Source organism: Streptomyces sp. NBC_00259, from assembly GCF_036181745.1.
Lineage (GTDB): Bacteria > Actinomycetota > Actinomycetes > Streptomycetales > Streptomycetaceae > Streptomyces > Streptomyces pratisoli.
The window spans coordinates 6745477-6771566 of the sequence record NZ_CP108080.1 but is presented as its reverse complement, the minus strand read 5'-3'; the positions used below and the strand labels follow the sequence as shown (position 1 = coordinate 6771566).

Here is a 26090-nt window from a genome sequence, read left to right as displayed (position 1 = left end):
AGGACCTCCTCAGACGGGAACGGGTGTGTAGACGGCGTTCTTCTCGGCGCTCTCCTCCACCGCCGCGAGTACCCGCTGCACCTGCAGTCCGTCGGCGAACGACGGCGCGGGCGCGGTGGTGCCCGCGGCGATGGCCCGCACCAGGTCACGGGCCTGGTGCACGAAGGTGTGCTCGTAGCCGAGGGCGTGACCGGGCGGCCACCACGCCTCCAGATAGGGGTGGTCCGGCTCCGTGACGAGGATCCGCCGGAAGCCGGCCGACACCGCGGGCTCGGTGTGGTCGTGGAAGGACAGCTCGTTGAGCCGCTCCAGGTCGAAGGCGAGCGAGCCGCGCTCACCGTTGATCTCCAGCCGCAGGGCGTTCTTGCGGCCCGCCGCCATCCTGGTCGCCTCGAAGGAGGCCAGCGCCCCGGAGGCGAGCCGTCCGGTGAACAGGGCCGCGTCGTCCACGGTGACCTGACCGCGCCCGGTCGCCCCGCTCGCCGAGAGCCCCGTGGAGGCCCCGGCGAGCAGCGGCCGCTCCCGTACGAAGGTCTCGGTGAGCGCGGAGACCCCCACCAGCTGCTCCCCCGTCAGGTACTGCGCGAGGTCCACGGCGTGCGCCCCCAGGTCGCCGAGCGCCCCCGATCCCGCGTGCTCGCGCTCCAGCCGCCAGGTCAGCGGGAAGTCCGGGTCGACGAGCCAGTCCTGCAGATAGGTGATCCGTACGTGGCGCAGCGCACCGAGCCGGCCGTCGGCGATCAGCCGGCGGGCGTACGCGATCGCGGGCAGCCGCCGGTAGTTGAAGCCGACCATGGCGACCTGCCCGCGGGCGGCGGCCGCCTCGGCCGCGGCGACCATCGCCTCGGCCTCGGCGACCGAATTGGCCAGCGGCTTCTCGCACAGGACGTGCTTGCCCGCCTCCAGCGCCGCGACGGCGATCTCCGCATGGCTGTCGCCCGGGGTGCAGATGTCGACCACCTGCACATCGTCCCGGGCGATGAGGGCTCGCCAGTCGGTCTCCGCCGCCGCCCAGCCGTGCCGGTCGGCGGCGGCCCGGACGGCGGCCGCGTCACGGCCGCCGATCGCGGCGAGGACCGGGCGCAGCGGCAGGTCGAAGACCCGGCCCACGGTGCGCCAGCCCTGTGAGTGGGCGGCGCCCATGAACGCGTATCCGACCATGCCGACGCCGAGTGCCGGCTCCACGGGCGGGGGCGGCCCGGCCTCGATGTCCCTCTGTTCCTTACCGGCCATACGGATTCCTCCTCGTCGGTTGCGCGGTGGGGGCGGGCGGGCCGATCAGTTGAAGCCCGTGGGCAGGTACTGGTCGACGTTGTCCTTGGTGACGACGGCCGAGTAGAGGGTGATGGAGGCGGGGATCTCCAGCTCCGCCATGCCGCTGACGCCCTTGGCCTGGCCGAGGGCGCGGGCCAGGTCGATGGCGGAGGCGGCCATCGTCGGCGGGTAGAGGACCGTTGCCTTCAGCACGCTGTTGTCGGCCTTGATGGCGTCCATCGCGGACTTGGCGCCGGCGCCGCCGACCATGAGGAAGTCGTCCCGGCCGGCCTGCTGGATGGCGCGCAGGGCACCCACGCCCTGGTCGTCGTCGTGGTTCCACAGCGCGTCGAACTGCTTCTGCGCCTGGAGCAGCTGGGCCATCTTGGCCTGGCCGGACTCGACGGTGAACTCGGCCGCCTGGCGGGCGACCTTCTTGATGTTGGGGTAGTTCTTCAGGGCGTCGTCGAAGCCCTGGGTGCGCTGCTTGGTGAGCTCCAGGTTGTCCATTCCGGCGAGCTCGATGACCTTGGCGTTCGGCTTGTCCTTGAGCTGCTCGCCGATGAAGCGGCCCGCGTTGAGGCCCATGCCGTAGTTGTCGCCGCCGATCCAGCAGCGGTACGCCTGCGGGGAGGCGAAGATCCGGTCCAGGTTGATCACCGGGATGCCGGCCTTCATGGCCTGGAGGCCGACCTGGGTGAGGGCCTTGCCGTCGGCCGGCAGGATCACCAGGACGTCGACCTTCTTGTTGATCAGCGTCTGGATCTGGCCGATCTGGGCGGCGGTGTCGTTCGAGCCCTCGGTGATCTCCAGGGTCACCTCGGAGTACTTCTTGGCGCGCTCCTTGGCGTTCTCGTTGATCGCGTTGAGCCAGCCGTGGTCGGCCTGCGGTCCGGCGAAGCCGATGGTGACGGCCTTTCCGGGCTTGTCGTCGGCGGCCGGGACGTTGTTGGTGGCCGTGTCGCTCTTCTTCGGCTCGTTGCTGGTGCAGGCGGTGAGGAGGGCGCCGGCGGAGACGGCGGCGGTGCCGAACAGCAGTCCTCTGCGGCTGGTGGCCGGGATTTCTGGCATGGCGATGGACCCCTTTCGGGCCAGGCGTGATCGGGCGTGCGGGGCGGGGTGAGAGGAGGAAGAGTGCGAGGGCGAAAGGTGCGAGGTGTCACGTACGCGATGGCACGTACGCAACGGCACGAGCGCGGTGTCACGGGCGCAATGTCACACGCCCGGTGTCACATGTGCCGTGTCATGCCTCGCCGTTGCGCAAGGTGCTGCGCTGGACCAGGACGGCGGCCACGATGATCGCTCCCTTGGCGATCTGCTGGACGGCGCTCTCCAGATTGTTGAGAGCGAAGATGTTGGTGATGGTGGTGAAGACGAGGACACCGAGGACGGAGCCGACGATGGTGCCGCGGCCGCCGCTGAGCAGGGTGCCGCCGATGATCGCGGCGGCGATGGCGTCGAGCTCGTACAGATTGCCGTTGGTGTTCTGGCCGGAGCCCGACAGGATGATCAGCAGGAAGGCCGCGATGCCGCAGCACAGCCCGGAGAGCAGATACAGGTAGAGCCGCTGGCGGCGTACGTCGATCCCGGCGAGCCGGGCCGCCTCCGCGTTGCCGCCGACGGCGACGGTGCGGCGTCCGAACGTGGTCCGGTTCAGCACCAGCCAGCCGACGACGGTGACGGCGGCGAAGACCAGCACCAGCGGAGGGATGCCGAGCAGATAGGAGTCGGGGACGCCGAGGTCGAGCACCGGCTGCACGCTCACGATCTGCGTCTTGCCGTCGGTGATCTGCAGGGCGAGACCGCGCGCCGAGGCGAGCATGGCGAGGGTCGCGATGAACGGCACCATGCCGCCGTAGGCGATGAGCAGACCGTTCACCAGGCCGCAGCCGACGCCGACGATCAGCGCGGTGAAGAGGATGCCCGCGAAGCCGTACTCCTGGGTGGCGAGGGTCGTCGCCCACACCGACGCCAGGGCCACGATCGCGCCGACGGAGAGATCGATGCCGCCGCTGGTGATGACGAAGGTCATGCCGACGGTGACGACGCCGATGACGGACGCCTGGGTGAGCACCAGCTGGAGGTTGGAGGTGTCCAGGAAGGTGTCGGGCTTGGTGATGCCGCCGACCGCGACGAGCACGGCGAGGACGCCGAGCAGCGACAGGTTGCGGATGTCGGCGCGCAGTCCCAGGGCCGGCCGGCCGCCCTTGGCGGCCGGGGACGTGGCCGGGGCCTGCGGCGGTGCCTGCGGGGCCTCGGAGGCGGGCTGCGTCATGAGCTCGGGCTCCCTTCCATGACAAGGTCGAGTACACGGTGCTCGTCCAGCTCCCCGGCGGGCGCCGTGTGCACGACACGGCCTTCGCGGAGCACCAGCACCCGGTCGGCGAGGCCCAGTACTTCGGGCACCTCGCTGGAGACGAGGAGGACGGCGAGCCCTTCGTCGGCGAGCCGGCGGATCACCGCGTACAGCTCGGCGCGGGCGCCGACGTCGACGCCGCGGGTCGGCTCGTCCAGCAGCAGGACACGGCAGCCGCGCAGCAGCCAGCGGGCGAGGACCGCCTTCTGCTGGTTGCCGCCGGAGAGGGTGCGGATACGGGCGTCGGGGTTGTCGGGGCGCAGCGACAGCTCCCGGGTGGCCCGCTGTGCGGCCCGGCGCTCGGCGCCGCGGTCGAGCCAGCCGCCGCGGGAGAAGCGGGAGAGGGAGGACACCGACACGTTGCGGGTGACGGATTCCAGCATCAGCAGGCCCTGGGCCTTGCGTTCCTCGGGTGCGAGTCCGAGTCCGGCACGGACGGCGGAGCGTACGCTGCCGGGTTTGAGTGCGTGGCCGTCGACACTGACCCGGCCCGCGGTGGGCCGGCGGGCTCCGAAGATGGTCTCCAGGATCTCGGAGCGTCCCGAGCCGACGAGACCGGCGAGTCCGACGATCTCCCCCGGGCGCAGCTCCAGGTCGACGGGCGCGAACTCGCCGTCCCGGGCGAGCCCTTCGACCCGGAGGACGGGGGCGCCGCCGGCCGGGGCGGTGGGCCGGTCGGGGAAGACGTACTCGACGTTGCGGCCGGTCATCATGGCAACGATGTCCCGCGTGGGGGTCTCCTTGGCGGGCAGTCCGCCGGCCACGGCCCGGCCGTCCTTGAGGACGGTGACGCGGTCGCCGATGCGGCGGATCTCCTCCAGCCGGTGGGAGATGTAGACGACGGCGACGCCTGCGGCGGTGAGGCCGGCGACGATACGGAAGAGGTTGTCGGTCTCGTCGGGGTCGAGGGCGGCGGACGGCTCGTCCATGACGATGAGGCGTACGTCGTGGGAGAGCGCGCGGGCCATGGAGACGATCTGCTGCTGGGCGGCGGAGAGTCGGCCGACCGGGCGGGCGGGATCGATCTCGGGGTGGCCGAGGCGGCGCAGGAGCGCGGTGGTGGCCTGCCGGGCCTCCCGGCCGCGGACGACGAACCCGGCGGCGGTCGGCTCATGGCCGAGGAACACGTTCTCGGCGACCGACAGGCCCTCCACCAGGTCGAGTTCCTGGTAGATGGTGGCGATGCCGAGGCGCATGGCGGCGATGGGCGACTTCAGCGCGACGGGTTCGCCGCGCCAGGTGATCTGTCCGTCGTCGGGCTGGTGGGCTCCGGCGAGCACCTTGATGAGGGTGGACTTCCCGGCACCGTTCTGGCCGAGGAGGCAGTGGACCTCGCCGGCCTGGACGTCCAGGTCCACCCCGTCGAGGGCACGGACGCCGGGGAAGGACTTGGTGATGCCGGACATGGTGAGCAGGGGTGGTGCGGGGGGTGCGGGTGGTTCTGGTGCCATGGCGGATCCCCTCGGCGGGTGCGGCCGGTGAGCGAGCAGGGCTGATGACCAGTGCGCGGTGCGGGTGGTGCCGTCAGGTGACGGGACGGTGGTGCCGTCAGGTGCGGGATCCCGGGTGGCTCGTGCCCGTCCGTTCCTTCCCCGGGCCTTCGTCCGGAGCCCCGTGCGGAACGGACGGCCATGGGCCGCCGGTGTTGATCAGGCGGGGGAGAACAGGTGGTCGCTGATGAGGCGGGCCGCGCCGATGACGCCGGCGGTGGGGCCCAGTTCGCCCAGCACGATGGGGAGATTGCCGGTGGCCAGCGGCAGTGACTGCCGGTAGACCTGGGTGCGGACGCTGGCGAGCAGGGTGTGGCCGAGTCCGGTGACCCCGCCGCCGATCACCACGAGGCCCGGGTTGAAGAAGCTGACGAGTCCGGCGATGACCTGGCCGACCCGGTTGCCGCCCTCGCGGATCAGGTCGAGTGAGGTGGAGTCGCCGGCCGCGGCCGCCGTGGCGACGTCGGCGGCGGTGAGCCTGCCCGCCGTGTCCAGCCGTGCGGCGAGCTCCGGCGACCGTCCGGTGCGGGCCGCGTCCTCGGCGTCGCGGGCGAGCGCGGCACCGCTGAAGTGGGCTTCCAGGCAGCCCTTGTTGCCGCAGGCGCAGGGACGTCCGCCGGCCTCGACCTGGATGTGGCCGATGTCGCCGGCGCTGCCGGTCGTACCCCGGTAGACCTCGCCGCCGACGACGATGCCGCAGCCGATACCCGTACCGATCTTGATGCAGAGGAAGTCGCCGACGGAGCGTGCGACGCCCGCGTGCTGCTCCCCCATCGCCATCAGGTTCACGTCGTTGTCGACCATGACCGGGCAGCCGAGTTCCTGGCTGAGTGCCTCGCGGACCGGGAAGCCGTCCCAGCCGGGCATGATCGGTGGAGCGACGGGGACGCCTTCGGGGTAGCGGACGGGTCCCGGTACGCCGATGCCCGCGCCGTCGAAGCCCTCGGCGAGGCCGGAGGCCTTCAGCTTGGCGGCCATGGCGAGGACCTGCTCGAAGACGGCGACCGGGCCTTCGCGGACGTCCATCGGGTGGTTGAGGTGGCCGAGGACCTCCAGTTCGGCATTGGTGACGGCGACATCGACGGAGGTGGCTCCGATGTCGACGCCGAGGAAGCGCAGGTTCGGGGCGAGCCGGATGTTGTGCGAACGGCGGCCGCCACGGGAGGCGGCGAGACCGTCCGCGACGACCAGCCCGGTCTCGAGCAGCCGGTCGACCTCGACGGCGAGCTTGGAACGGGAGAGGTCGACCTGATCGCCCAGCTGGGCACGGGAGTTGGGACCGCCGTCACGCAACAGCCGCAGAAGTCGCGCCTGGTGCGCGTTGGCCGGTCGAGCCGTCATGCGTCTCACGCGCCCCTCCCTCCCCTGAACATCTGCATGGGGAACCCCAGTCAGCCGCTTCCGTCGGGCTTTCGAGGGGAACCTAGCAGCGCTTTCCCCGAGTGGGAAGAAGTTGAGCAGCAATCCACTACAACTTTCTCCACACCCAGGACAAAGCCGTGGGAGGGCAGGCGCTGACGGCCCGGCACCGGCTCAGGGGACGAGGTGGCTGAACCCCACTTCGTAGCGCTCGACGGAGACGATGCGCTGGCCTTCCCTGTGTGCGGTCTCCACCCGGATCCGGTCGGCCCGCTCCTCGCTCGCCTGCATGGTCTGCTCGTCCTCCCACAGGGTCAGCGACACGGCCTTGCCGGTCGCCCGCTCGACGAAGTAGTACACGCCGAGGAACCCGGGAAGTCCCCGTATCCGCTTGACGACCGCTTCCGCATGCGCCGACAGATCGCCCTCGGCGGGGACGGGCGACCCCTGGTACCTGCTCAGTCTCGCGAACATCGCAGCTCCCCTTCCTCCACGGCCCTGCGCCGGGCGGCCGGCAGCCCCAGGACCAGCGTGCCCCGCCCGGCCGCTCCCCGCACGCCGCGCCGGGCACGCCGGGGCGGCCGCTCCGATGGCACCGGGTGGCGGGCGCCACGGCCCGGCGTGAGACTGGGTGGGAGTGCCCGGCCGCAGGTGGAGGGAACCCGCATGATTCTGGTGACCGGCGCCACGGGCCATGTCGGCTCCGAGCTGGTGAGCGCGCTGGCCCGGGCGGGAGCACCGGTGCGGGCGTTCAGCCGGTCCGCGGCCTCGGCGGATCTGCCCACGGGCGCTGAGGGAGTGTCAGGGGATCTGAACAGCGCCGATTCGGTGGCGGCCGCGCTCGACGGCGTACGGGCCGTCTTCATGATGCCCGGCCACCAGCAGGCGCATGAGTCGCTCGCCGCCATGCGCGCGGCCGGGGTCGAGCGGGTCGTGCTGCTGTCCGGCGCCTCGGTGCCCGACGGTGACACGTCGAACGCCGTGACCCGCTACATGACCGAGGCGGAGTCGGCGGTCAGGGAGTCGGGACTGCCGTGGACGTTTCTGCGCCCGTTCTCGTTCATGTCGAACACCCTGGAGTGGGCGGAGGCGCTGCGCGCCGGGAGCGACACCGTGCGCGCCCCGTTCGCCGGTGCCCGCAGCGCCGTCGTCGACCCCCGCGACATCGCCGCCGTCGCTGCTCTCGCGCTGACGGGGTCCGGTCACGAGGGCCGGGCCTACACGCTGTCCGGTCCTGAGGCGCTGCTGCCCGCCGACCGGGCGCGGATCCTCGGCGAGGTGCTCGGCCGGACGCTGCGCTTCGAGGCGCTGTCGGACGAGGAGGCACGGGCCGTGATGGAGGCCCGGATGCCGGTCGAGTACGTCGACGCGTTCTTCGGCTTCTTCGCCGAGGGGACGCTGGACGAGTCGCCGGTGCTGCCGGCCGTCGGCGATCTGACGGGCCGCCCGCCGCGGACGTTCGCGCAGTGGGCGCAGGCGCACGCCGACGCCTTCCGGGGTGCGGCCGCGTTCCGTATGTGAGACCGCGCCCCTGAGGTGGCCGCGGTTCCGGAGGAGCGCCGTCGTTCCTGCGCCGGGCCGCCGCTCCTGCGCCGCGCCGTCGCTCCGGAGAAGCGCCGTCGTTCGTTCGCCGGGCCCTCGCTCCTGCGCCGGGCCGTCAGGATCCGCCCGGGTCTGCCAGGGTCCGGCCGGCCTCCCGCCCGGTCCAGCGGGCGGTGAGCAGCAGCGCGATGTCGTCGGGCCGGTCCTTGGCGTGCCGCGCCTCACGGATGAGGCGGTCGGCGGTGTCGGCGATGGTGATCCCGCTGACCCTGGAGAGGGTGGAGCGCAGCCGCTCGATCCCGGCGTCGATGTCGGTGCCCGCCTCCTCGATGAGCCCGTCGGTGTAGAGGGCCAGCACCGCCCCGGGCTCCAGGGTGAGTTCGGAGACGGGATACGCCTCCTCCGGGTCGACGCCGAGGACGATGCCGCCGGGGAGGTCCAGCACCTCGGTCCTGCCGCCCGGTCTGCGCAGCAGCGGCTGCGGGTGTCCGGCGCGCACGGCCTGGGCCGCGCCGGTCGCCGGGTCGAGCCGTACGTAGCAGCAGGTGGCGAACTGTGCCGGGTCGAGGTCGATGAGCAGCCGGTTGGTCCCGGACATGACCTCGTCGGGCTCCCGGCCGGCCAGGGCGAACGCCCGTACGGCGCTGCGCAGTTGCCCCATGATGGCGGCGGCGGACACCCCGTGGCCCTGGACGTCGCCGATGACGAGGGCGAGCCCGCGGTCGGTCTCGATGACGTCGTACCAGTCGCCGCCGACGTCCATGCCCTGGGTGCCGGGGAGGTAGCGGCCGGCGGTCTCCACGTTCCTGATGACGGGCAGCCGGTGCGGGAGGAGGGCGTCCTGGAGGCCGCGGGCCAGGGCGGATTCGCTGTCGTAGCGCTGTGCGCGTTCGAGGGCCTGGGCGATGAGTCCGGCGAGGGCGGTGAGGACGGTGCGTTCCTCGGGTGCGAAGCCGCGCGGGTGGTCGAAGCCGAGGATGCAGGAGCCGACGGGGCGGCCGGAGGCGATGAGCGGCAGGAAGGCCCGGGCACCGACGGAGGCGTCGATCGCGAGCCCGGGGTAGGCGGCGGCCAGTGTGTCCATGGACTCGAAGAAGATCGGGCGGCCGGTGGTGAGGGTTTCGACGCCGGGAATGCGCGCGTCCAGGCCCACGCCGTCGAAGGGTTCGAGGAAGCCGGCCGGGAAGCCGGTCTCCCAGGCCAGATAGAGATGGCGTTCGTGCAGGACGTAGATGGCCAGTTGCCGGCCGCCGAACGCGGGCAGCAGTTCCTCGGTGACGACCGCGGAGACCTGGCGGGCGGTGACGGCCTCCGTCAGGGCGATGGCCAGGGCGACCGGCCGGTACAGGGCGCTGGCCCGGTCGGCGGGCGAGGCGAAGGTGCCGATGCCCGCACCCGGGTGGCTGACGGAACCCGGGGTGTAGTCGGGGCGTTCGGCGGCGACGACCGTGCCGGTCACGCCCTGGTGGCCGGGGAAGAGGGTGAGCGTGAACCAGTCGTCCTGGCCCCGGCCGGCCTGGAACTCGACGGCGGAGTGGGAGAGCAGCGCCGCCCGGTAGTAGTCCGCGTAGGCGGGCGAGTCGAGCCAGGGCACGGCTTCCCACAGCACCCGGCCGACGAGATCGTGGCGGTTGGTGCCGATCAGCTTCTCGGCGACGCGATTGACATAGGTGATGCGGCAGGCCCGGTCGAGGGCGAAGAGGCCGTCGGGAAGACGGTCCCCGGCCTCTCCAGCGATCATTCCGGCGCCGAGGTCGATGAGTGATCCGGTGATCCGGCACGCCGCGGTGCCGGAGGGCTGGTGCGCGGGACGGCCCGCCAGTTCCACCAGGAGCGGCGGGCCTTCGAGGTGGTGCAGCCGTATCCGGCGCACGACCGGCCGTTCGTGCCGGGCCGCTTCGCGGGCCATGGCCCACAGCTGGTACGCGTCCTCGGGCACGACGCTCTCGGCGAGTGCGTCGATGGTGCCGGTGAATCCCGGGGAGTCGATGCCGAGGATGGCGCAGAGTTCCTCGTCGGCGGTGAGCGATCCGCTGCCGAGGTCCCAGTCGAACCTGCCGATCCGTACGGGGCGGACGGCGGTTCCGGGGGTCTGGGCGTCGGGAGCGTGGACGACGACCGGCTCCCACTCCCACAGCACGGGGGTGCCGGTGTCCTGGAGTTCGCCGAGGTCGGCGCCGAGCCGCAGGCCCGCGTCGGTGATGCGGCGGCGGTCGGCTTCGCCGACCGGCTGCCCCGGGGTGGCGGGGCGCAGCGCCACGAGTACCCCGAATCGATCGTCGCCGCAGGTGACCGGGGCGTAGAGCGAGCCGAACGGGAAGGGCAGGCCGGCCATGAGTTGCGGGAAGCGCTGCATGGCCTCCTCGCCGTCGGCGAGGTGGATGGGCTGGGACCTGCGATGGCACTCGGCCACCGGGAAGGGCCGGTTCACATGCATGCGCCACCACGGTCGCATCAGTTCGCCGGGCAGTCCGACGAGCACGGCGAGCCGCAGCAGGTTCGAGGCCTTCGAGCGCAGGTACACCCCACCGGCGTAGCCGCCCACGGCGCCGATCGCCTTGACCGCGGCCTCGGCGAGCACCAGGCCGAGCTCGTCCAGGTTGTGGACCGCGCCGCCGCTCGTCCCGCTCTGCGGCCCGCGCTCCGTGCGCGTGCCGGGCCTGGCCGCGCCGTACCAGGTCACACAGTAAGGATGCGCCCCGGCCGCCCGGGAGCGCACCTTCAGCCGGCCCGCTCCGGCGCCGCCGCGGGCCGTGGGGCGGGCGGGCCTCAGGCCTCGCGCTGGTGGTAGGTCCTGCGGGTGTGTTCGGTGTGGGCCCGCATGACCTCGGTGGCGCGCTGCTCGTCGCGTGCCGAGATGGCGGCGATCAGCTCCCGGTGCTCGATCCAGGACTGCTTGCCGCGCTGCCGGGCGACGGGGGTGTAGTACCAGCGGACGCGCCGGTCGACCTGGCCGGCCAGTTCGGCGAGCACGACATTGCCGGCGAGTTCCATCACCTTGGCGTGGAAGGCGGCGTTGGTCGACACCGCCAGGTCCACGTCGTCGTCGGCGACGGCCCGCTCTCCCTTGGCGCAGAGCTCTTCGAGTGCCGCGATGCCGGCCGAGCCGGAGTTGGCGGCGGCGAGCCGGGCGGCCTCGGCCTCCAGGAGGGTACGGACCGACAGCAGCTGGTCGGCCTCCTCCTCGGTGGGCTCATGGACGAACGCGCCCTGGGCGGGGCGCAGATCGACCCATCCCTCGGTGTTGAGCCGCTGCAGCGCCTCCCGTACGGGCTGCCGGGACACACCGAGGTGACCTGCGAGTTCGCTCTCGACGAGATGCTGGCCGGGCTGCAGTGCGCGGGTGGTGATGAGCTCGAGCAGCGCCTCGTAGACGCGCTCGCGCAGCGGGCCGGGCCGCTCCAGCCTGGGCACGGCGCCCTGCGGCAGTCCTGCGGACAACATCGGGTCCCCCTCTGTCCTCGGAGCTACGACACCAATTGGTTATCGTCTACAGTCTACCGAGCGCATTCCCTCAGGGGCAGCGGATCACCTGTCCCGCGTAGGACAGATTCCCGCCGAAGCCGAAGAGCAGCGCGGGCGCGCCGGGAGCGACATCGCCGCGTTCGACGAGCTTGGACAGGGCCATGGGGATCGAGGCGGCCGAGGTGTTGCCGGATTCCACGACGTCGCGGGCGACGACCGCGTTCACCGCGCCGATCCGGCGGGCGACGGGCTCGATGATCCGCAGATTGGCCTGGTGCAGGACGACGGCGGCGAGGTCCTCGGGGGTGATTCCGGCCCGCTCGCAGACCTGGCGGGCGATCGGCGGGAGCTGGGTGGTGGCCCAGCGGTAGACGGCCTGGCCCTCCTGGGCGAAGCGGGGCGGGGTGCCCTCGATCCGTACGGCGTTCCCCATCTCCGGGACGGAGCCCCACAGCACGGGCCCGATGCCCGCCTCGTGGTCGTCGCACGCCTCCACGACCGCGGCACCGGCCCCGTCGCCGACGAGGACGCAGGTGGTGCGGTCGCTCCAGTCGGTGACGTCGGTCATCTTGTCGGCGCCGATGACGAGCGCGCGGGTGGCGGAGCCGGCGCGTACGGCGTGGTCGGCGGTGGCGAGGGCGTGGGTGAACCCCGCGCAGACGACGTTGAGGTCCATGACCGCGGGGGATCCCATGCCGAGCCGGGCGGCGACCCGGGCCGCGGTGTTCGGGGAGCGGTCGATGGCGGTGGAGGTGGCGACGAGCACGAGGTCGATGTCGGCGGGCGTCAGCCCGGCGGCGGCGAGGGCCTTCGCGGCGGCATGGGCGGCCAGTTCGTCCACCGGTTCGGTGGGGCCCGCGACATGGCGGGTCCTGATGCCGACCCGGCTGGTGATCCATTCGTCGCTGGTGTCGACCCTCGCCGCCAGCTCGTCGTTCGTGAGCACCTTGGCGGGCTGGTAGTGCCCGAGCGCGGCGATACGAGTGCCGGTCATGCCCGGGCACCCCCCTTGCTGTCGAGATCAGGAGCTGTCCAGTCTCGTCAGCGACCGGTGGGTAGCAGGGCGGCCGAACCGACAGGATTCACCCTCTCGTCTTGGAGCTTCCGGTCAGCGCCTCGGTCTGGAGGCGGCGATCATCGCGCCGGCGCCTCCTGCCCGGAAGGGTCCGCTCAGCTCGCCGGGGGCTGGTGCACCCCGAACGGCGAGCCCTGGTCGTCACGGCAGAAGCGGAAGCGGCCGAAGCGCGCGACGCTCTCCTCGCCCTCGGTGTCGGGGCCCTCGACCGTACCGCCCAGTTCGACGATCCGTTCCAGGGCTTCCTCAAGATCGTCGACCTTGAAGAAGAGGTACGGAGTGGCCTCGGCGTCGGCGCCGTGGACTCCGCCGGGGACGGAGGGTGTGGTGATCGCGAAGCCGGTTCCGGTGGGCACCTCCTCGAAGGTCCAGCCGAAGAGGTTCCCGTAGAAGGTACGGGCCTTCACGGGATCGTCCACCCCGAGTTCGAAGAACGAGATCTCCCCGGCCATCACTGGCTCCTGTCGTCCGACGGGCTGTCCTCTCCACGCTGCCACACGCCTTGTCGGCGGCAAATCCATACTGTAGACAATATATCGTCGACACAGTTCGACACCGTTCAGCCTGTCTCTGTCGCCCCGTTTCTCGGTTCCCTCGACCGAACGGAGAGCCTCACGTGAAAGTCGCAGTCGTCGGCGCCGGTGCGATCGGCGCCTACGTCGGAGCCGCGCTGACGCGCGCCGGAGCCGACGTCCATCTCATCGCCCGCGGCCCGCATCTGGCGGCCATGAAGCAGCACGGCGTCCGCGTGCTCAGCCCGCGCGGCGACCACACCGCGCGCGTCCACGCCACGGACCGGCCGGCCGACATCGGCCCGGTCGACCATGTGTTCCTGGGCCTGAAGGCCAACTCGTACGCGGCGTGCGGGCCGCTGATCGAGCCGCTGCTGAAGGACGGCACCACGATCGTCGCCGCCCAGAACGGCATCCCCTGGTGGTACTTCCACCGGCACGGCGGCCCCTACGACGGACAGCGCATCGAAAGCGTCGACCCGGGCGGGACGGTCAGCGCCGTCCTCGCCCCCGAACGGGCCGTCGGCTGCGTCGTGTACGCGGCGACCGAGCTGGCGGGCCCGGGGGTTGTCCGCCATCTCGAAGGCACCCGCTTCTCGGTCGGCGAGCCGGACCGCTCCCTGTCCGGGCGCTGCCGGGAGTTCAGCGAGGCGATGCGGGCCGGCGGCCTGAAGTGCCCGGTGGAACCGGACCTGCGCAACGACATCTGGATCAAACTGCTCGGCAACATCTCCTTCAACCCGATCAGCGCCCTCACCCGGGCGACGATGCGGGAGATGTGCCGGCACCGCACCACCCGCGAGGTCATCGAACAGATGATGACCGAGACGCTGCAGGTCGCCGCGGCCCTCGGCTGCCGGCCCGCCATCTCCGTCGAGCGGCGCCTCGCGGGCGCCGAGCGGGTGGGCGACCACCGCACCTCCACGCTCCAGGACCTGGAGAAGGGCAAACCCCTGGAGCTCGACGTACTGCTCGCCGCCGTCGTGGAACTCGCCGGGATCACCGCGGTGCCGGTGCCCACCCTGCGCACGGTGGCCGCCATCTCGGACCTGCTGGCGACGAGGAGCGCAGCGTGAAGAAGCGAGAGCGAACGAAACAGAACTACACCCGGCTCACCCATCCGCTCGTCCGTGACACGAAGAACGGCCCGCTGCGCAGGGCGAGTTGGGAGGAGGCACTGGACCGGGCGGCGGACGGCTTCCGCCGGACCCGCCAGGAGCACGGTCCCGACTCCTTCGCCATGCTCTCCTGCGCACGCGCCACCAACGAGATGAACTACGTGGCGCAGAAGTTCACCCGCGTGGTGATGGGCACCAACAACGTCGACTCCTGCAACCGGACCTGCCACGCCCCGAGCGTCGCCGGACTCTCCGCCGCCTTCGGCTCCGGCGGCGGCACCTCCTCCTACGCGGAGGTGGAACACACCGACGTCATCGTGATGTGGGGCTCCAACGCCCGCTTCGCGCACCCGATCTTCTTCCAGCACGTGCTGCGCGGGATACACAACGGGGCGCGGATGTACGCGGTCGATCCGCGCCGCACCTCCACCGCCGCCTGGGCCGAGAGCTGGCTGGGCCTCGACGTCGGCACGGACATCCCGCTCGCGCACGCCGTCGGCCGCGAGATCATCCACGCGGAGCTGGTCAACCGGGCCTTCGTGGAGCGCGCCACGACCGGGTTCGAGGAGTACGCGGCACTGGTCCAGCCCTGGACCCTGACCGCGGCCCAGAAAGTCACCGGGGTCCCCGCCGCGGCGATCCGGGAACTGGCCCACGCCTACGCCCGGGCCGAACGGGCCCAGCTGTGCTGGACCCTGGGCATCACCGAGCACCACAACGGCACCGACAACGTCCGCGCGCTCATCAACCTGGCCCTGCTCACCGGGCACGTGGGCCGCTACGGCTCCGGGGTGCAGCCGCTGCGCGGGCAGAACAACGTGCAGGGCGGCGGTGACATGGGTGCGATCCCCAACCGGCTGCCCGGCTTCCAGGACATCCTCGACCCGGCCCACCGGGCGAAGTTCGAGACCGCCTGGGACACGGCCATCCAGCCACGGTACGGATTGACACTCACCGACATGTTCGAGGCGATGGAGGAGGGCGGGCTGCGGGCGGTCTACTGCATCGGCGAGAACCCGGCCCAGTCCGAGGCCGACAGCGAACAGGCGATCCGCCGCCTCGCCGCCCTCGACCATCTCGTCGTCCAGGACATCTTCCTGACCAGGACGGCGGAGATGGCGGACGTGGTGCTGCCGGCGACCGCCGCCTGGGCGGAGACCGACGGGACCACCACCAACAGCGAACGGCGTGTCCAGCGGGTGCGGGCGGCGGTGACTGCTCCGGGCGAGGCACGCGAGGACATCGACATCCTGTGTGACATGGCACATCGGCTCGGTCACGACTGGAAGTTCGCCGGCGCCGAGGCCGTGTGGAACGAACTGCGGGCCCTGTCCCCCGACCACTTCGGGATGACCTACGAACGGCTGGAGGAACACCAGGGCCTGCAGTGGCCCTGCCCCGACCTCGAACGGCTGCCGTCGAGCTTCCTGCACGGACGGCTGTGGGAGGCGGACCCGGCCGCTCGGGGCCGGCGCGCGCCGTTCGGGCTCGTCGAGCACGATCCGCCGGTGGATCTGACCGATGAGCGCTATCCGATCCGGCTGACGACGGGACGCCGGCTCGACTCGTACAACACCGGGGTGCAGAGCGGGAGTTTCGCCTCACCGCTGCGGCGCGGCGAGTACGTGGAGCTGTGCCCGGAGGACGCGGAGCGCTACGGCGTCGTCGTCGGCGAGCGGGTCAAGGTGACCTCGCGGCGCGGTTCGGTGGTGGCACCGGTGTGGGTGGACACCGCGCTGCGGCCCGGGCTCGCCTTCATGACGATGCACTTTCCCGACGAGGTCGACACCAACCAGCTGACGATCGAGGCGAACTGCCCGATCGCGGGCACGGCCGAGTTCAAGGCCTCGGCGATACGGATCGAGAAGCTGCGGGTGGGGAGCTGAGGCACCGTGGATCTGCACTTCGGCGACAGCAGGCCGACCGACGAGGAACGGGCCGCGGTGGACACGCTGCTCGGGCCGCCCGTCTCGGCGTGGGACGCGGGCCCCGGCAGCGACGGCTCCGGCCGCAGCGAGAAGGACCTGCGATGGGCGCGCGGCGGCCACGCGGCGCGGGAGCGGCGCGATCTGCTGCTGCCGGGGCTGCACGCGGTGAACGACCGGGTGGGCTGGATCAGCGAGGGGGCGCTGGCGTATCTGTGCCGCCGGCTCATGGTGCCCCCGGCGGAGGCCTACGGGGTGGCGACGTTCTACTCGATGTTCTCCCTGCGGCCCCGCCCCACGACGGTCGTCCACGCGTGTACGGACCTGGCGTGCGCGGCCCGCGGCGCGGACCGGGTGTGCGCGGGACTGGAGGCGGCCGGGGTGTCCTTCGAGCGGAGCCCCTGCCTGGGGTTGTGCGAACGGGCTCCGGCGGCACTGGTGGTGCGCGCGGGCGAGTCCCCGGTGACCGCCGTCGTCGCCCCCGCGGCCGCCGGGGCCGTCGCGGAGGCGGCGCGCGCTCCCGCGGACGCGGGCCCGGAGCCGGTTGCCGCGGACGCCGTTCCGCAGGCCGGGCAGGACGGGCTGGTGCTGCTGCGCCGGGTCGGGGCCGTGGACCCGTACAGCCTGGACGACTACCGGGCGCACGGCGGGTACACGGCGCTGCGCCGGGCGTTCGCGCTCGGGCCGGCCGCGGTGATCCGTGAGGTGACCGAGTCGGGCCTGGTCGGACGGGGCGGGGCGGCGTTTCCCACCGGGCGCAAGTGGCAGGCGACCGCCTCCCAGCCCGACGGCCCGCACTATCTCGTGTGCAACGCCGACGAGTCCGAACCCGGCACGTTCAAGGACCGCGTGGTCATGGAGGGCGACCCGTACGCCGTCGTCGAGGCGATGACCGTCGCGGGCTACGCGGTGGGCGCGCACCGGGGCTATCTGTATCTGCGCGGCGAGTATCCGCGGGCTCTCGGCCTGCTGGAGAACGCCCTCACCCAGGCTCGCGCCCGGGGCCTGCTCGGCGACGACGTCCTCGGACAGGGCTACGCCTTCGACATCGAGATCCGGCGCGGCGCGGGCGCGTACATCTGCGGTGAGGAGACCGCGCTGTTCAACTCGATCGAGGGGTACCGGGGCGAGCCGCGCTCCAAGCCCCCGTTCCCGGTGGAGAAGGGCCTGTTCGGCAAGCCCACCGCGGCGAACAACGTCGAGACGCTCGTCAACGTCCTGCCGGTCCTCACCCGGGGGGCGGAGGCCTTCGCCGCCGCCGAGACGAAACTGTTCTGTGTCTCGGGCAGCGTGTCGCGGCCCGGCGTGTACGAGCTGCCGTTCGGCGCCACCCTCGGCGACCTCCTCGAACTCGCCGGGAAGCCGGAGCGGATGCGGGCCGTGCTGCTCGGCGGCGCGGCCGGCGGTTTCGTACGGCCCGACGAGATGGACATCCCCCTCACCTTCGAGGGGACCCGGGCGGCCGGCACGACCCTCGGCTCGGGTGTCGTCCTCGTCCTGGACGACCGGGTCGAGCTTCCCCGGATCCTGCTGCGCATCGCGGAGTTCTTCCGCGACGAGTCGTGCGGGCAGTGCGTGCCCTGCCGGGTGGGCACCGTCCGGCAGGAGGAGGCGCTGCGCCGGATCGCCGACCGCACGGGCGCGGCGGCCGTCGACGACATCGCCCTGCTCCGGGAGGTGGGCCGTGCCATGCGGGACGCCTCGATCTGCGGTCTCGGGCAGACCGCGTGGAACGCCGTGGAGTCCGCCATCGACCGTCTGGGGGCGTACGCATGACCGCCGTACCGCTGGGACTGCCGCGCCGTCTCGTCGAGTTCACCCTGGACGGCGAGACCGTCAGGGCCCCGGAGGGGTCCACCATCCTCGACGCCTGCCGGGCCGAGGGCAAGGACGTGCCGACGCTGTGCCAGGGCGACACGCTCACGCCGAAGAACGCCTGCCGGGTGTGTGTCGTCGAGGTCGAGGGCGCGCGGACGCTCGCCCCTGCCTGCTCCCGCCGTGCCGAGCCCGGCATGAGCGTGCGCACGGACAGCGAGCGCACCCGGCACAGCCGCAAGGTCGTCCTGGAACTGCTCGCCTCCTCGGTCGACATGTCGACGACGCCCGGCGTCGCCGGATGGATCGAGGAGTACGGGGCCGAGCCCGGCCGGTTCGGCCCGGACGCGGCCCGGGTCGAGGAGGACCCGAAGGTCGACAACGAGCTGTACGTGCGCGACTACGGCAAGTGCATCCTCTGCTACAAGTGCGTCGACGCCTGTGGCGAGCAGTGGCAGAACACCTTCGCGATCGCCGTCGCGGGCCGCGGCTTCGACGCCCGGATCTCCACCGAGCACGCGGCCCCGCTCACCGACTCCGCGTGTGTGTACTGCGGCAACTGCATCGAGGTGTGCCCGACCGGCGCGCTGTCGTTCAAGTCCGAGTTCGACATGCGTGCGGCGGGTACCTGGGACGAGTCGGCGCAGACGGAGACGACGACGGTGTGCGCCTACTGCGGTGTGGGGTGCAATGTGACCCTGCACGTGCAGGACAATGACATCGTCAAGGTCACCTCGCCGCACGACAACCCGGTGACCCACGGCAACCTCTGCATCAAGGGCCGCTTCGGCTTCGCCCACGTACAGAATCGGGACTGATCATCATGGGACGGGTCACCGAGCGCCGCCGCACCATCCGGATCAGGAACGGTGCGGTGACGGCCCGGCCGGACACACTCGTCGCCGAGGAGCCGCTGGAGATCCGGCTGAACGGCCGGCCGCTGGCGATCACCATGCGCACGCCCGGCGACGACTTCGCACTCGCGGCCGGGTTCCTCGTCAGCGAGGGCGTGATCGGCTCTGCGGCCGAGGTGCGGTCGATCGTGTACTGCGCGGGCGCCAAGGACGACGGTACGAACACGTACAACGTGGTCGACGTGCAGCTCGCGCCGGGTGTTCCGGTACCGGACATCACCCTGGAACGCCATGTGTACACGACGTCGTCGTGCGGCCTGTGCGGCAAGGCCAGCCTCGACGCGGTACGCACCACGACCCGCTTCCCCATCGCCGACACTCCGCCGGTCCGGGTCGAGCCCGCGCTGCTGTCCGGCCTCCCCGACCGGCTCCGGGCCGCGCAGCGGGTCTTCGACCGGACCGGCGGGCTGCACGCGGCGGCGCTGTTCTCGGAGGACGGCGAACTGCTCGACGTCCGTGAGGACGTCGGCCGGCACAACGCCGTCGACAAGCTCGTCGGCAGGGCACTGCGCGAGGATCTGCTGCCGCTGTCCCGGGCGATCCTGCTGGTGTCGGGCCGTGCGTCGTTCGAACTGGCGCAGAAGGCGGTGATGGCGGGGATCCCGGTGCTCGCGGCCGTCTCCGCGCCCTCGTCCCTGGCCGTCGACCTGGCGGCCGAGACCGGGCTGACGCTGGTCGGCTTTCTGCGCGGCCCGGACATGAACGTGTACGCGGGTGAGGAACGTCTCGCCCTTCGCTCGGGGGTGTGACGGACCCGGCCGGCGGGGAGCGCCCCCTGCGCCGGCCGGGTCCTTACCCGCGTCGACGACGCTGCGGACCGGTGCGTCTAGGCGTTCATGAACGCGCCGGTGGGCAGGGCGCGCCCGGTGATGCGGACGTCGCCGATCCAGCCGCGGAAGAGCTGGTCGAGCCTGCCGCCGTACTCGTAGCCGCCGAGCAGCCAGGACAGTCCGAGGGTGGTCAGGCCCTGGGTGGAGGTGGCGGGGTTGCGGGCGACCGGGCAGCCGTCGACGTACATCGTGGTGCGGCGGCCGTCGTTGACGACGGCGGCGTGCCACCAGGTGCCGAGCGGGAGTTCATGGCTCCAGTTCGTGACGAGTCCCTTCTGGTCGAGGGGCGCGGCGGCCCACTGGAGGGCGTGCCCGTCGGAGAGGGAGAGGGTGACCACGGGCTCCTCGGGGTCGCCGGTCTTCCCGGCCGCGCCGAGGGTGCCCTGGCGGCTGAGCAGCGCCGACCAGGCGTTGCGGGAGCTCGTCCAGTCGTCGGGCAGCATGAAGAACGCCTCGATGGTGCAACCGGACCGGAATGTCTGGGTGTCGAGGGGCGCGCCCGGCACGGTGCGCAGACAGGCGCCGCGCAGCGGGGGCTTCGAGCCGTCGAGGAAGAGGCTGCCGTGGCCGGGCTGGTCGGGGTGGTGCCGGCCGGACCAGCGCAGGGCGTCGGCGGGGCTGCCGGGGACGGCGGTGCGGATCAGGTCGTTGCCGTGGCCGGAGAGGTCGCGGACGCGGAGGTCCTCGTCCGCGGCGGAGCCGTCGGGCCGGCCGCTGTCGAAGCGCCAGTACGCGACGGTGCCGGGGAGCAGCATGCGCTCGGCGGGGCGGGGGCGGCGCGGGGTGAGGGGTGCGAAGCCGGCGAAGCGCTTCTCGAAGTCGACGGGTACGGAGAAGGAGTTGTCGGCGTCGGTGAGTTCGAGCTCGCGCCGCTCCAGGGCGTTGAGCCGGCCGGACTTCTCCTTGGCGAGGAGCCAGGGGGAGAACGTGGAGACGTCGATGGTTTTCCGGGACAGGTCGAAGCGGTAGAGGCGGATCATCGCGCTGCCGCCGAAGTAGCGGTCCTGGTAGTTGGTGACGTGCAGATGGACGTCGTTGCCGGCGGCGTTCGTCCGGACGGTGCGGGCGGCCGGCCAGAAGTGTCCGCCCAGGGCGAGGAAGATCTGGTCGTGGCTCTCGATGAGCTCGTCCCACAGGTGCTGCCCGAAGCCGGAGAGCCGTGCCTCCTCGCCGGCGGTGTCGGCGTACACGAGCTCATGGGTCGTGAGGACGACGGGTGTCCTCGGGTGCTGGGCGATGACGTTCTTCGCCCAGGCGATCCCGGCGGCTGACGGCCGCCAGTCCAGCGCCAGCACGAGCCAGGTGCGGCCCGCGGCACGGAAGCGGTGGTACGTGTTGTAGCCGTCCGGCGAGGCGCCGCCGAAGGTGCGCAGCCCGCGCAGCCGCTGCGGTCCGAAGGCGTCGAGGTAGGGGGTGCGGCCGCGCTGGTCGTCGGTCCGGGAGTCGATGTCGTGGTTCCCGGCGAGGACGCTGTAGCCGGCGCCGCGCCGGTCCAGGATCCGGAACGCCTCGCCGAGCGGGGCGAGTTCCTCCGCCCGGCCGTTCTCGGTGAGGTCGCCCAGATGGGACAGGAACACGATGTTCTCGTCGCGGGCGTGGTCCAGTACGTGGCGCAGCGCCGCCTCGACGGGCTCCTTGTGGATGCTCGCACCGTCGAAGAGGTACTGGGTGTCGGGCATGACGGCGAGCGTGAACCGGGGGCTGTCGGGGTCGGTCCGCCATCCGGCAACGTTGTCGGACGTCGCCGCGGGAGCAGACGCGGGCCCCGCGGCGGGCGCCGCGGCCGCGGCCGTGCCGGTGAGCCCGGCGGCGGCGGTCGCCGCTCCCGCGACACCGGCCGCCCGGAGCACGGTCCTCCGGCTGGTCCCGCGTGTGCCGTCCGTCGCCGGAACGTCCCGGTCCGGCCCCTGGAGCTGACTGGACATGCTTCCCCACCCCTTGTTCCCGTCCTGGTCCCTCGTGACGACCGGGACGCTATGCGCGCGTCACATGTCACACCCCGCCACATCGGCAACGCCGGGAAGAAGACTGTGTGAACGGACCCGGGGAAGGCCGCGCGAGCGGATCGGGGAAGGGGAACTCAGCGGGCGGAGGCGCGCGCCGGTGTCCGTTCCGGCGCGGGCGCCATCGGCTGCGGGTCGTTCGCCCGCCGTTTGGCGATGACGGCGCACACCATCAACTGCATCTGGTGGAAGAGCATCAACGGCAGCACGGCGAGGCTCGCCTGCGCGCCGAAGAGGACGCTCGCCATCGGCAGCCCGGCCGCCAGGCTCTTCTTGGAGCCGGCGAACTGGATCGCGATCCGGTCGGCGCGTACGAAGCCGAGCCGCTTGGACGCGTACCAGGTCAGGCTGAGCATCACGGCCAGGAGCACCGCCTCCACGAGGAGCAGCGCGCCCAGCCGCACGGGGGTGACCTGGTGCCAGATGCCGGCGATCATGCCTTCGCTGAAGGCGGTGTAGACGACGAGCAGGATCGAGCCGCGGTCGACGTATCCGAGGAGCCTCCTGTGCCGGCCGAGGAAGCCGCCGATCCAGCGGCGCAGCAGCTGTCCCGACAGGAACGGCACCAGCAGCTGGAGCACGATCTTCAGCAGGGAGTCCGCCGAGAAGCCGCCGGCACCCTGCCCGAGGAGCAGCGCGGCCAGCAGGGGGGTGAGGAGGATCCCGGCGAGGCTGGAGAAGGAGCCGGCGCAGATCGCCGCGGGCACGTTGCCGCGGGCCATCGAGGTGAACGCGATCGACGACTGGATGGTGGACGGCACGAGGCACAGGAAGAGGAGTCCGCCGTACAGCGGCGGGGTGAGGACGGCGGGGACCAGTCCCCCGGCCGCCAGTCCGAGCAGCGGGAAGAGGACGAACGTGGCGGCCAGCACGGTCAGATGCAGTCGCCAGTGCCGCAGTCCGTCCATCGCCTCGCGGGTCGACAGCCGCGCGCCGTAGAGGAAGAAGAGCAGCGCGACCGCCCCGGTGGCGGCTCCGTCGGTGACCGTGGCCGCCGCTCCGGACGCGGGGAGCAGCGCCGCGAGGAGCACGGTGGCGAGCAGCGCGAGGATGTAGGCGTCGACCGGCAGCCAGGACGGCGGTCGAAGGGGGGTGCGGCGGCTCATGTGCTCCACTTGCTCTCGGTTCAGGTCGTGCCCCCTCCATCGTCCACGCCCACCGGGCGATCGGGAATCCCGTACACCGTTCTGACTGCCATCACGTTTCGTGATGGGCGTGGCTATCATGGGTTCCGTGTACGACCCGGCCCAGCTGCGCACCTTCCTCGCCGTGGCCCAGACGCTGAGCTTCACGCAGGCGGCCCGGCGGCTCGGCGTGCGCCAGTCGACGGTGAGCCAGCATGTGCGGCGGCTCGAGGAGGCGGCGGGCCGCCAGCTCTTCACCCGGGACACGCACAGCGTGCAGCTCACCGAGGACGGCGAGGCGATGCTCGGCTTCGCGCGGACGATCCTGGAGGCGCACGAGCGGGCGGCGGCGTTCTTCACCGGGACGCGACTGCGCGGCCGGCTGCGCTTCGGCGCGTCCGAGGACTTCGTGCTCACCCGGCTGCCGGAGATCCTCGAGTCGTTCCGCCGCGACCATCCCGAGGTCGATCTGGAGCTGACCGTCGAGCTCTCGGGCACGCTGCACGAGCAGCTGGAGGCGGGCCGGCTCGACCTCGTCCTCGCCAAGCGCCGCACGCGCGGCGCTCAGGGCGCGCCCGGCGAACTGGTCTGGCAGGACGCGCTGATCTGGATCGGCGCCCCGCAGCTGAGGCTGGACCCGGACCGCCCGGTCCCGCTGATCGTCTTCCCTCCGCCCGGGATCACCCGGGCCCGCGCGCTGGAGGTCCTCGAGGCACACGGGCGGGCCTGGCGCATCGCCTGCACGAGCACGAGCCTGAGCGCACTGGTCGCGGCGGCGCGGGCGGGCCTGGGGGTGATGGCCCATACGCGCGGGCTGATCCCGCCGGGTCTGGTGCCGGTTCCGGCCCGCGTCGGCCTGCCGGAGCTGGGCGACGTGGACTTCGTTCTGCTCCACGGCCATCGTGCTGGCGCCCCGCACGGCACCCAGGAGGCCGCGGACGCGCTGGCCGCCGCGATCCTGGCGGGCGGCGACCGGCTGCACCGGCCGGCGGGCGGCCCGCACTGACGTCCGCCGGCTCCCGCTGACCGCGCCCGGCCCGCACCGTCCCCCGTCCCCCGGCTCCCGGCTCCCGGCTCCCGGCTCCCGCTGACGCCGCCGCCCGGCCCGCACCGCCCGCCGGACGGCCCGTGGTCCCCCGTGCCGGTCTGCCGCCCCGCGCTCCGGGCGCGGGGCACGACCAGGGCGTGTTGGCCGCGTACAGATTCCGTGCAGATTCCATCTGTCGCGACTTACTCTTCGGTCAGAACATGACCTGCCATCACCGTCGTTGGCTGGATCTGAGCGGCTGACCAGCGCCGATGCGAAATGTGCCGAGTTGTTGAAGGGGCTCCCGCATGACCGCCCGGTGGGGTACCGTCACCGGCGCTGTGCGGAGCGCCACAAGGAGCAGGTCATTGCGTGAGTTCACGGTTCCCCCCTTGGCGTCGGCCCCCCTTGTCGGCGGACTGGCGGATGCCGTGTTCGACCACGCCCAGACCGACCCCGAACGGGTCGCGCTCGGCCGCAAGGACGACGACGGCCAGTGGCACGACATGACGTCCGCCGACTTCCGCGACGAGGTGCTCGCCCTCGCGAAGGGACTGCTCGCCCAGGGCGTGCGGTTCGGCGACCGGGTCGCGATCATGTGCCGCACCCGCTACGAGTGGACGCTCTTCGACTTCGCCCTGTGGGCGGTGGGCGCGCAGTCCGTTCCCATCTACCCCACGTCCTCGGCCGAGCAGGTCCTGTGGATGCTGCACGACGCCGAGGTGTCCGCCTGCATGGTCGAGCACGAGGACCACGCGATGACCATCGGCTCGGTCATCGACCGGCTGCCGCAGCTCAAGCGGCTGTGGCAGCTCGACAAGGGCGCGGTCGACGAACTCTTCGAGGCGGGCGCGCACATCGAGGACGACGTGGTGCACCGGCACCGGCGGGCGGTGACCCCGGAGTCCATCGCCACGGTGATCTACACCTCGGGGACGACCGGCCGGCCCAAGGGCTGTGTGATCACCCACGCCAACTTCATGTACGAGACCGACACGCTCATCGGACGCTGGGAGCCGGTCTTCCACTCCAAGCCGGGCGACGAGGCCGCGACGCTGCTGTTCCTGCCGCTCGCGCACGTCTTCGGGCGGATGGTGGAGGTCGCGGCGATCCTGGGCCGGGTCAAGATGGGGCATCAGCCCGTGCTGCAGGCCAGTGCGCTGATCTCCGATCTCGCGTCCTTCCGGCCGACGTTCATCCTGGCCGTGCCGTACATCTTCGAGAAGGTCTTCAACGCAGCCCGGCGCAAGGCGGAGGCCGCGGGCAAGACGGGGCCGTTCGACAAGGCCGTCGAGGTGGCGGTGCGGTACGCGGAGGCCATGGAGCACCGGGCCTTCGGGCTCGGGCCCGGTCCGTCCGCGAGCCTGCGGCTGCAGCACCAGTTCTTCGAGAAGGTCGTCTACCAGAAGGTTCGCGAGGCCATGGGCGGCCGGGTGCGGCACGCGATGTCCGGCGGTTCGGCCATGGACCGGCGCCTCGGCCTCTTCTTCGAGGGCGCGGGCGTCACCGTCTTCGAGGGGTACGGGCTGACGGAGTCGACCGCGGCGGCGACCGCGAACCCGCCGGAGCGCACCAAGTACGGCACGGTCGGCCAGCCCATCCCGGGGACGACGGTCCACATCGCCGAGGACGGCGAGGTGTGGCTGCACGGCCCACAGCTCTTCTCCGGCTATCTGAACGACCCGAAGTCGACGGACGCCGTGCTCAACGACGGCTGGTTGTCCACCGGCGATCTGGGGGCCCTGGACGAGGACGGCTATCTGACGATCACCGGGCGGAAGAAGGAGATCCTGGTGACGTCCGGCGGCAAGAGCGTGTCGCCGATCGGTCTCGAGGAGCGGGTGCGGGCCCATCCGCTGGTGGCGCAGTGCATCGTCGTCGGCAACGACCGTCCCTACATCGCGGCGCTGGTCACCGTGGACCACGAGGCCGTCGAGCACTGGCTGGCGATGCGCAACAGGGCGCCGATGAAACCGGCCGAGCTCGTGCGTGACCCGGATCTGGAGATGGAGGTCCGCCGGGCCGTGGTGGCCGCCAACACCCTGGTGTCCAAGGCCGAGTCCATCCGTACGTTCCGGATCCTGGCGCATCCGTTCAGCGAGGAGCACGGGCTGCTGACGCCATCGCTGAAGCTGAAGCGGAAGGCGATCGAGACGGCGTACGCCAACGAGGTGGACGCGCTCTATCACTGAGGCGCCGCCTCTCGCCCCGCCTCACCGCACGGCTCCTCACCGTACCCGGCCGCGCGCCACGACGTGCCGACGGCCCCTGAATTGACGAT

20 protein-coding genes are annotated in these 26090 nt (G+C 72.0%); 8 read left to right on the top strand and 12 right to left on the bottom strand.

Translation table 11 applies throughout. The annotated features are described in order from the left end of the window. Positions 1-9: 9 nt before the first annotated feature. The 6 genes from OG766_RS30385 to OG766_RS30360 all read right to left on the bottom strand — a co-directional run bounded on the left by OG766_RS30385 (position 10) and on the right by OG766_RS30360 (position 6933). On the bottom strand, positions 10-1233 hold the full coding sequence (locus tag OG766_RS30385) for a Gfo/Idh/MocA family protein (protein WP_266386494.1): 1224 nt from the start codon (positions 1231-1233) through the stop codon (positions 10-12). A gap of 45 nt (positions 1234-1278) precedes the next feature. Further along, positions 1279-2325 (bottom strand): substrate-binding domain-containing protein, encoded by a 1047-nt coding sequence (locus OG766_RS30380; RefSeq protein WP_266386496.1) that lies wholly within the window; start codon positions 2323-2325, stop codon positions 1279-1281. A gap of 172 nt (positions 2326-2497) precedes the next feature. Further along, entirely contained in the window at positions 2498-3529 is a 1032-nt protein-coding gene (locus OG766_RS30375; protein ID WP_266386499.1) for an ABC transporter permease, read from the bottom strand. Continuing rightward, positions 3526-5061 (bottom strand): sugar ABC transporter ATP-binding protein, encoded by a 1536-nt coding sequence (locus OG766_RS30370; RefSeq protein WP_266386502.1) that lies wholly within the window; start codon positions 5059-5061, stop codon positions 3526-3528. The genes OG766_RS30375 and OG766_RS30370 overlap by 4 nt, the downstream gene beginning before the upstream one ends. Positions 5062-5259: 198 nt before the next feature. After that, entirely contained in the window at positions 5260-6441 is a 1182-nt protein-coding gene (locus OG766_RS30365; protein WP_266388721.1) for an ROK family transcriptional regulator, read from the bottom strand. Between the two features lie 192 nt (positions 6442-6633). Further along, positions 6634-6933: a hypothetical protein gene (locus OG766_RS30360; protein WP_266386505.1), complete on the bottom strand. Its 300-nt coding sequence runs from the start codon at positions 6931-6933 to the stop codon at positions 6634-6636. A 192-nt stretch (positions 6934-7125) separates the two neighbouring features. Between OG766_RS30360 and OG766_RS30355 the strand changes: the two genes are divergently transcribed. Continuing rightward, on the top strand, positions 7126-7980 hold the full coding sequence (locus OG766_RS30355) for an NAD(P)H-binding protein (RefSeq protein WP_266386507.1): 855 nt from the start codon (positions 7126-7128) through the stop codon (positions 7978-7980). A gap of 136 nt (positions 7981-8116) precedes the next feature. Here OG766_RS30355 and OG766_RS30350 read toward each other — a convergent pair whose 3' ends face one another. From OG766_RS30350 to OG766_RS30335, 4 genes are all read right to left on the bottom strand, one after another. Beyond that, positions 8117-10720, bottom strand: coding sequence for a SpoIIE family protein phosphatase (locus tag OG766_RS30350; protein WP_443045566.1), 2604 nt, complete (start codon positions 10718-10720; stop codon positions 8117-8119). Between the two features lie 50 nt (positions 10721-10770). Beyond that, entirely contained in the window at positions 10771-11445 is a 675-nt protein-coding gene (locus tag OG766_RS30345) for a GntR family transcriptional regulator (RefSeq protein WP_266386509.1), read from the bottom strand. A gap of 70 nt (positions 11446-11515) precedes the next feature. Then, a complete protein-coding gene (locus OG766_RS30340; RefSeq protein ID WP_266386511.1) occupies positions 11516-12460 on the bottom strand; it encodes a beta-ketoacyl-ACP synthase III in 945 nt (314 codons plus the stop codon). A 176-nt stretch (positions 12461-12636) separates the two neighbouring features. Further along, entirely contained in the window at positions 12637-12993 is a 357-nt protein-coding gene (locus tag OG766_RS30335; RefSeq protein ID WP_266386515.1) for a VOC family protein, read from the bottom strand. A gap of 164 nt (positions 12994-13157) precedes the next feature. Between OG766_RS30335 and OG766_RS30330 the strand changes: the two genes are divergently transcribed. Genes OG766_RS30330 through fdhD form a run of 5 tightly spaced genes read left to right on the top strand, consistent with a single transcriptional unit; the run spans position 13158 to position 19574 of the window. Continuing rightward, the gene (locus OG766_RS30330) at positions 13158-14129 is read left to right on the top strand and encodes a 2-dehydropantoate 2-reductase (RefSeq protein ID WP_266386518.1); all 972 of its coding nucleotides are present in this window, start codon (positions 13158-13160) and stop codon (positions 14127-14129) included. Then, the gene (locus tag OG766_RS30325; RefSeq protein ID WP_266386521.1) at positions 14126-16057 is read left to right on the top strand and encodes a molybdopterin oxidoreductase family protein; all 1932 of its coding nucleotides are present in this window, start codon (positions 14126-14128) and stop codon (positions 16055-16057) included. The genes OG766_RS30330 and OG766_RS30325 overlap by 4 nt, the downstream gene beginning before the upstream one ends. 6 nt (positions 16058-16063) lie before the next feature. Further along, positions 16064-17872 (top strand): NADH-ubiquinone oxidoreductase-F iron-sulfur binding region domain-containing protein, encoded by a 1809-nt coding sequence (locus tag OG766_RS30320; protein WP_266386524.1) that lies wholly within the window; start codon positions 16064-16066, stop codon positions 17870-17872. After that, a complete protein-coding gene (locus OG766_RS30315) occupies positions 17869-18729 on the top strand; it encodes a 2Fe-2S iron-sulfur cluster-binding protein (protein ID WP_266386527.1) in 861 nt (286 codons plus the stop codon). The genes OG766_RS30320 and OG766_RS30315 overlap by 4 nt, the downstream gene beginning before the upstream one ends. Positions 18730-18734: 5 nt before the next feature. Further along, positions 18735-19574: a formate dehydrogenase accessory sulfurtransferase FdhD gene (gene fdhD, locus OG766_RS30310; RefSeq protein WP_266386529.1), complete on the top strand. Its 840-nt coding sequence runs from the start codon at positions 18735-18737 to the stop codon at positions 19572-19574. Positions 19575-19651: 77 nt separating this feature from the next. Here the strand turns inward: fdhD and OG766_RS30305 are convergent, their stop codons facing one another. Both OG766_RS30305 and OG766_RS30300 read right to left on the bottom strand, forming a co-directional pair. Further along, entirely contained in the window at positions 19652-21580 is a 1929-nt protein-coding gene (locus OG766_RS30305; protein ID WP_266386531.1) for a LamG-like jellyroll fold domain-containing protein, read from the bottom strand. A gap of 155 nt (positions 21581-21735) precedes the next feature. After that, positions 21736-22764 (bottom strand): bile acid:sodium symporter family protein, encoded by a 1029-nt coding sequence (locus tag OG766_RS30300; RefSeq protein WP_266386533.1) that lies wholly within the window; start codon positions 22762-22764, stop codon positions 21736-21738. Positions 22765-22882: 118 nt separating this feature from the next. Between OG766_RS30300 and OG766_RS30295 the strand changes: the two genes are divergently transcribed. Further along, positions 22883-23788, top strand: a complete 906-nt coding sequence (locus OG766_RS30295; RefSeq protein WP_266388727.1) for a LysR substrate-binding domain-containing protein — start codon at positions 22883-22885, stop codon at positions 23786-23788. A 413-nt stretch (positions 23789-24201) separates the two neighbouring features. Next, positions 24202-26001 (top strand): AMP-dependent synthetase/ligase, encoded by a 1800-nt coding sequence (locus tag OG766_RS30290; protein WP_266386536.1) that lies wholly within the window; start codon positions 24202-24204, stop codon positions 25999-26001. Positions 26002-26090: the final 89 nt, after the last annotated feature.

What these genes read in the sequence shown, in the direction of transcription:
- OG766_RS30385 (WP_266386494.1), bottom strand. Translation starts at nt 1,233, where the DNA reads ATGGCCGGTAAGGAACAGAGGGACATCGAGGCCGGGCCGCCCCCGCCC.
- OG766_RS30380 (WP_266386496.1), bottom strand. Translation starts at nt 2,325, where the DNA reads ATGCCAGAAATCCCGGCCACCAGCCGCAGAGGACTGCTGTTCGGCACC.
- OG766_RS30375 (WP_266386499.1), bottom strand. Translation starts at nt 3,529, where the DNA reads ATGACGCAGCCCGCCTCCGAGGCCCCGCAGGCACCGCCGCAGGCCCCG.
- OG766_RS30370 (WP_266386502.1), bottom strand. Translation starts at nt 5,061, where the DNA reads ATGGCACCAGAACCACCCGCACCCCCCGCACCACCCCTGCTCACCATG.
- OG766_RS30365 (WP_266388721.1), bottom strand. Translation starts at nt 6,441, where the DNA reads ATGACGGCTCGACCGGCCAACGCGCACCAGGCGCGACTTCTGCGGCTG.
- OG766_RS30360 (WP_266386505.1), bottom strand. Translation starts at nt 6,933, where the DNA reads ATGTTCGCGAGACTGAGCAGGTACCAGGGGTCGCCCGTCCCCGCCGAG.
- OG766_RS30355 (WP_266386507.1), top strand. Translation starts at nt 7,126, where the DNA reads ATGATTCTGGTGACCGGCGCCACGGGCCATGTCGGCTCCGAGCTGGTG.
- OG766_RS30345 (WP_266386509.1), bottom strand. Translation starts at nt 11,445, where the DNA reads ATGTTGTCCGCAGGACTGCCGCAGGGCGCCGTGCCCAGGCTGGAGCGG.
- OG766_RS30340 (WP_266386511.1), bottom strand. Translation starts at nt 12,460, where the DNA reads ATGACCGGCACTCGTATCGCCGCGCTCGGGCACTACCAGCCCGCCAAG.
- OG766_RS30335 (WP_266386515.1), bottom strand. Translation starts at nt 12,993, where the DNA reads ATGGCCGGGGAGATCTCGTTCTTCGAACTCGGGGTGGACGATCCCGTG.
- OG766_RS30315 (WP_266386527.1), top strand. Translation starts at nt 17,869, where the DNA reads ATGACCGCCGTACCGCTGGGACTGCCGCGCCGTCTCGTCGAGTTCACC.
- fdhD (WP_266386529.1), top strand. Translation starts at nt 18,735, where the DNA reads ATGGGACGGGTCACCGAGCGCCGCCGCACCATCCGGATCAGGAACGGT.
- OG766_RS30305 (WP_266386531.1), bottom strand. Translation starts at nt 21,580, where the DNA reads ATGTCCAGTCAGCTCCAGGGGCCGGACCGGGACGTTCCGGCGACGGAC.
- OG766_RS30300 (WP_266386533.1), bottom strand. Translation starts at nt 22,764, where the DNA reads ATGAGCCGCCGCACCCCCCTTCGACCGCCGTCCTGGCTGCCGGTCGAC.
- OG766_RS30295 (WP_266388727.1), top strand. Translation starts at nt 22,883, where the DNA reads ATGGGTTCCGTGTACGACCCGGCCCAGCTGCGCACCTTCCTCGCCGTG.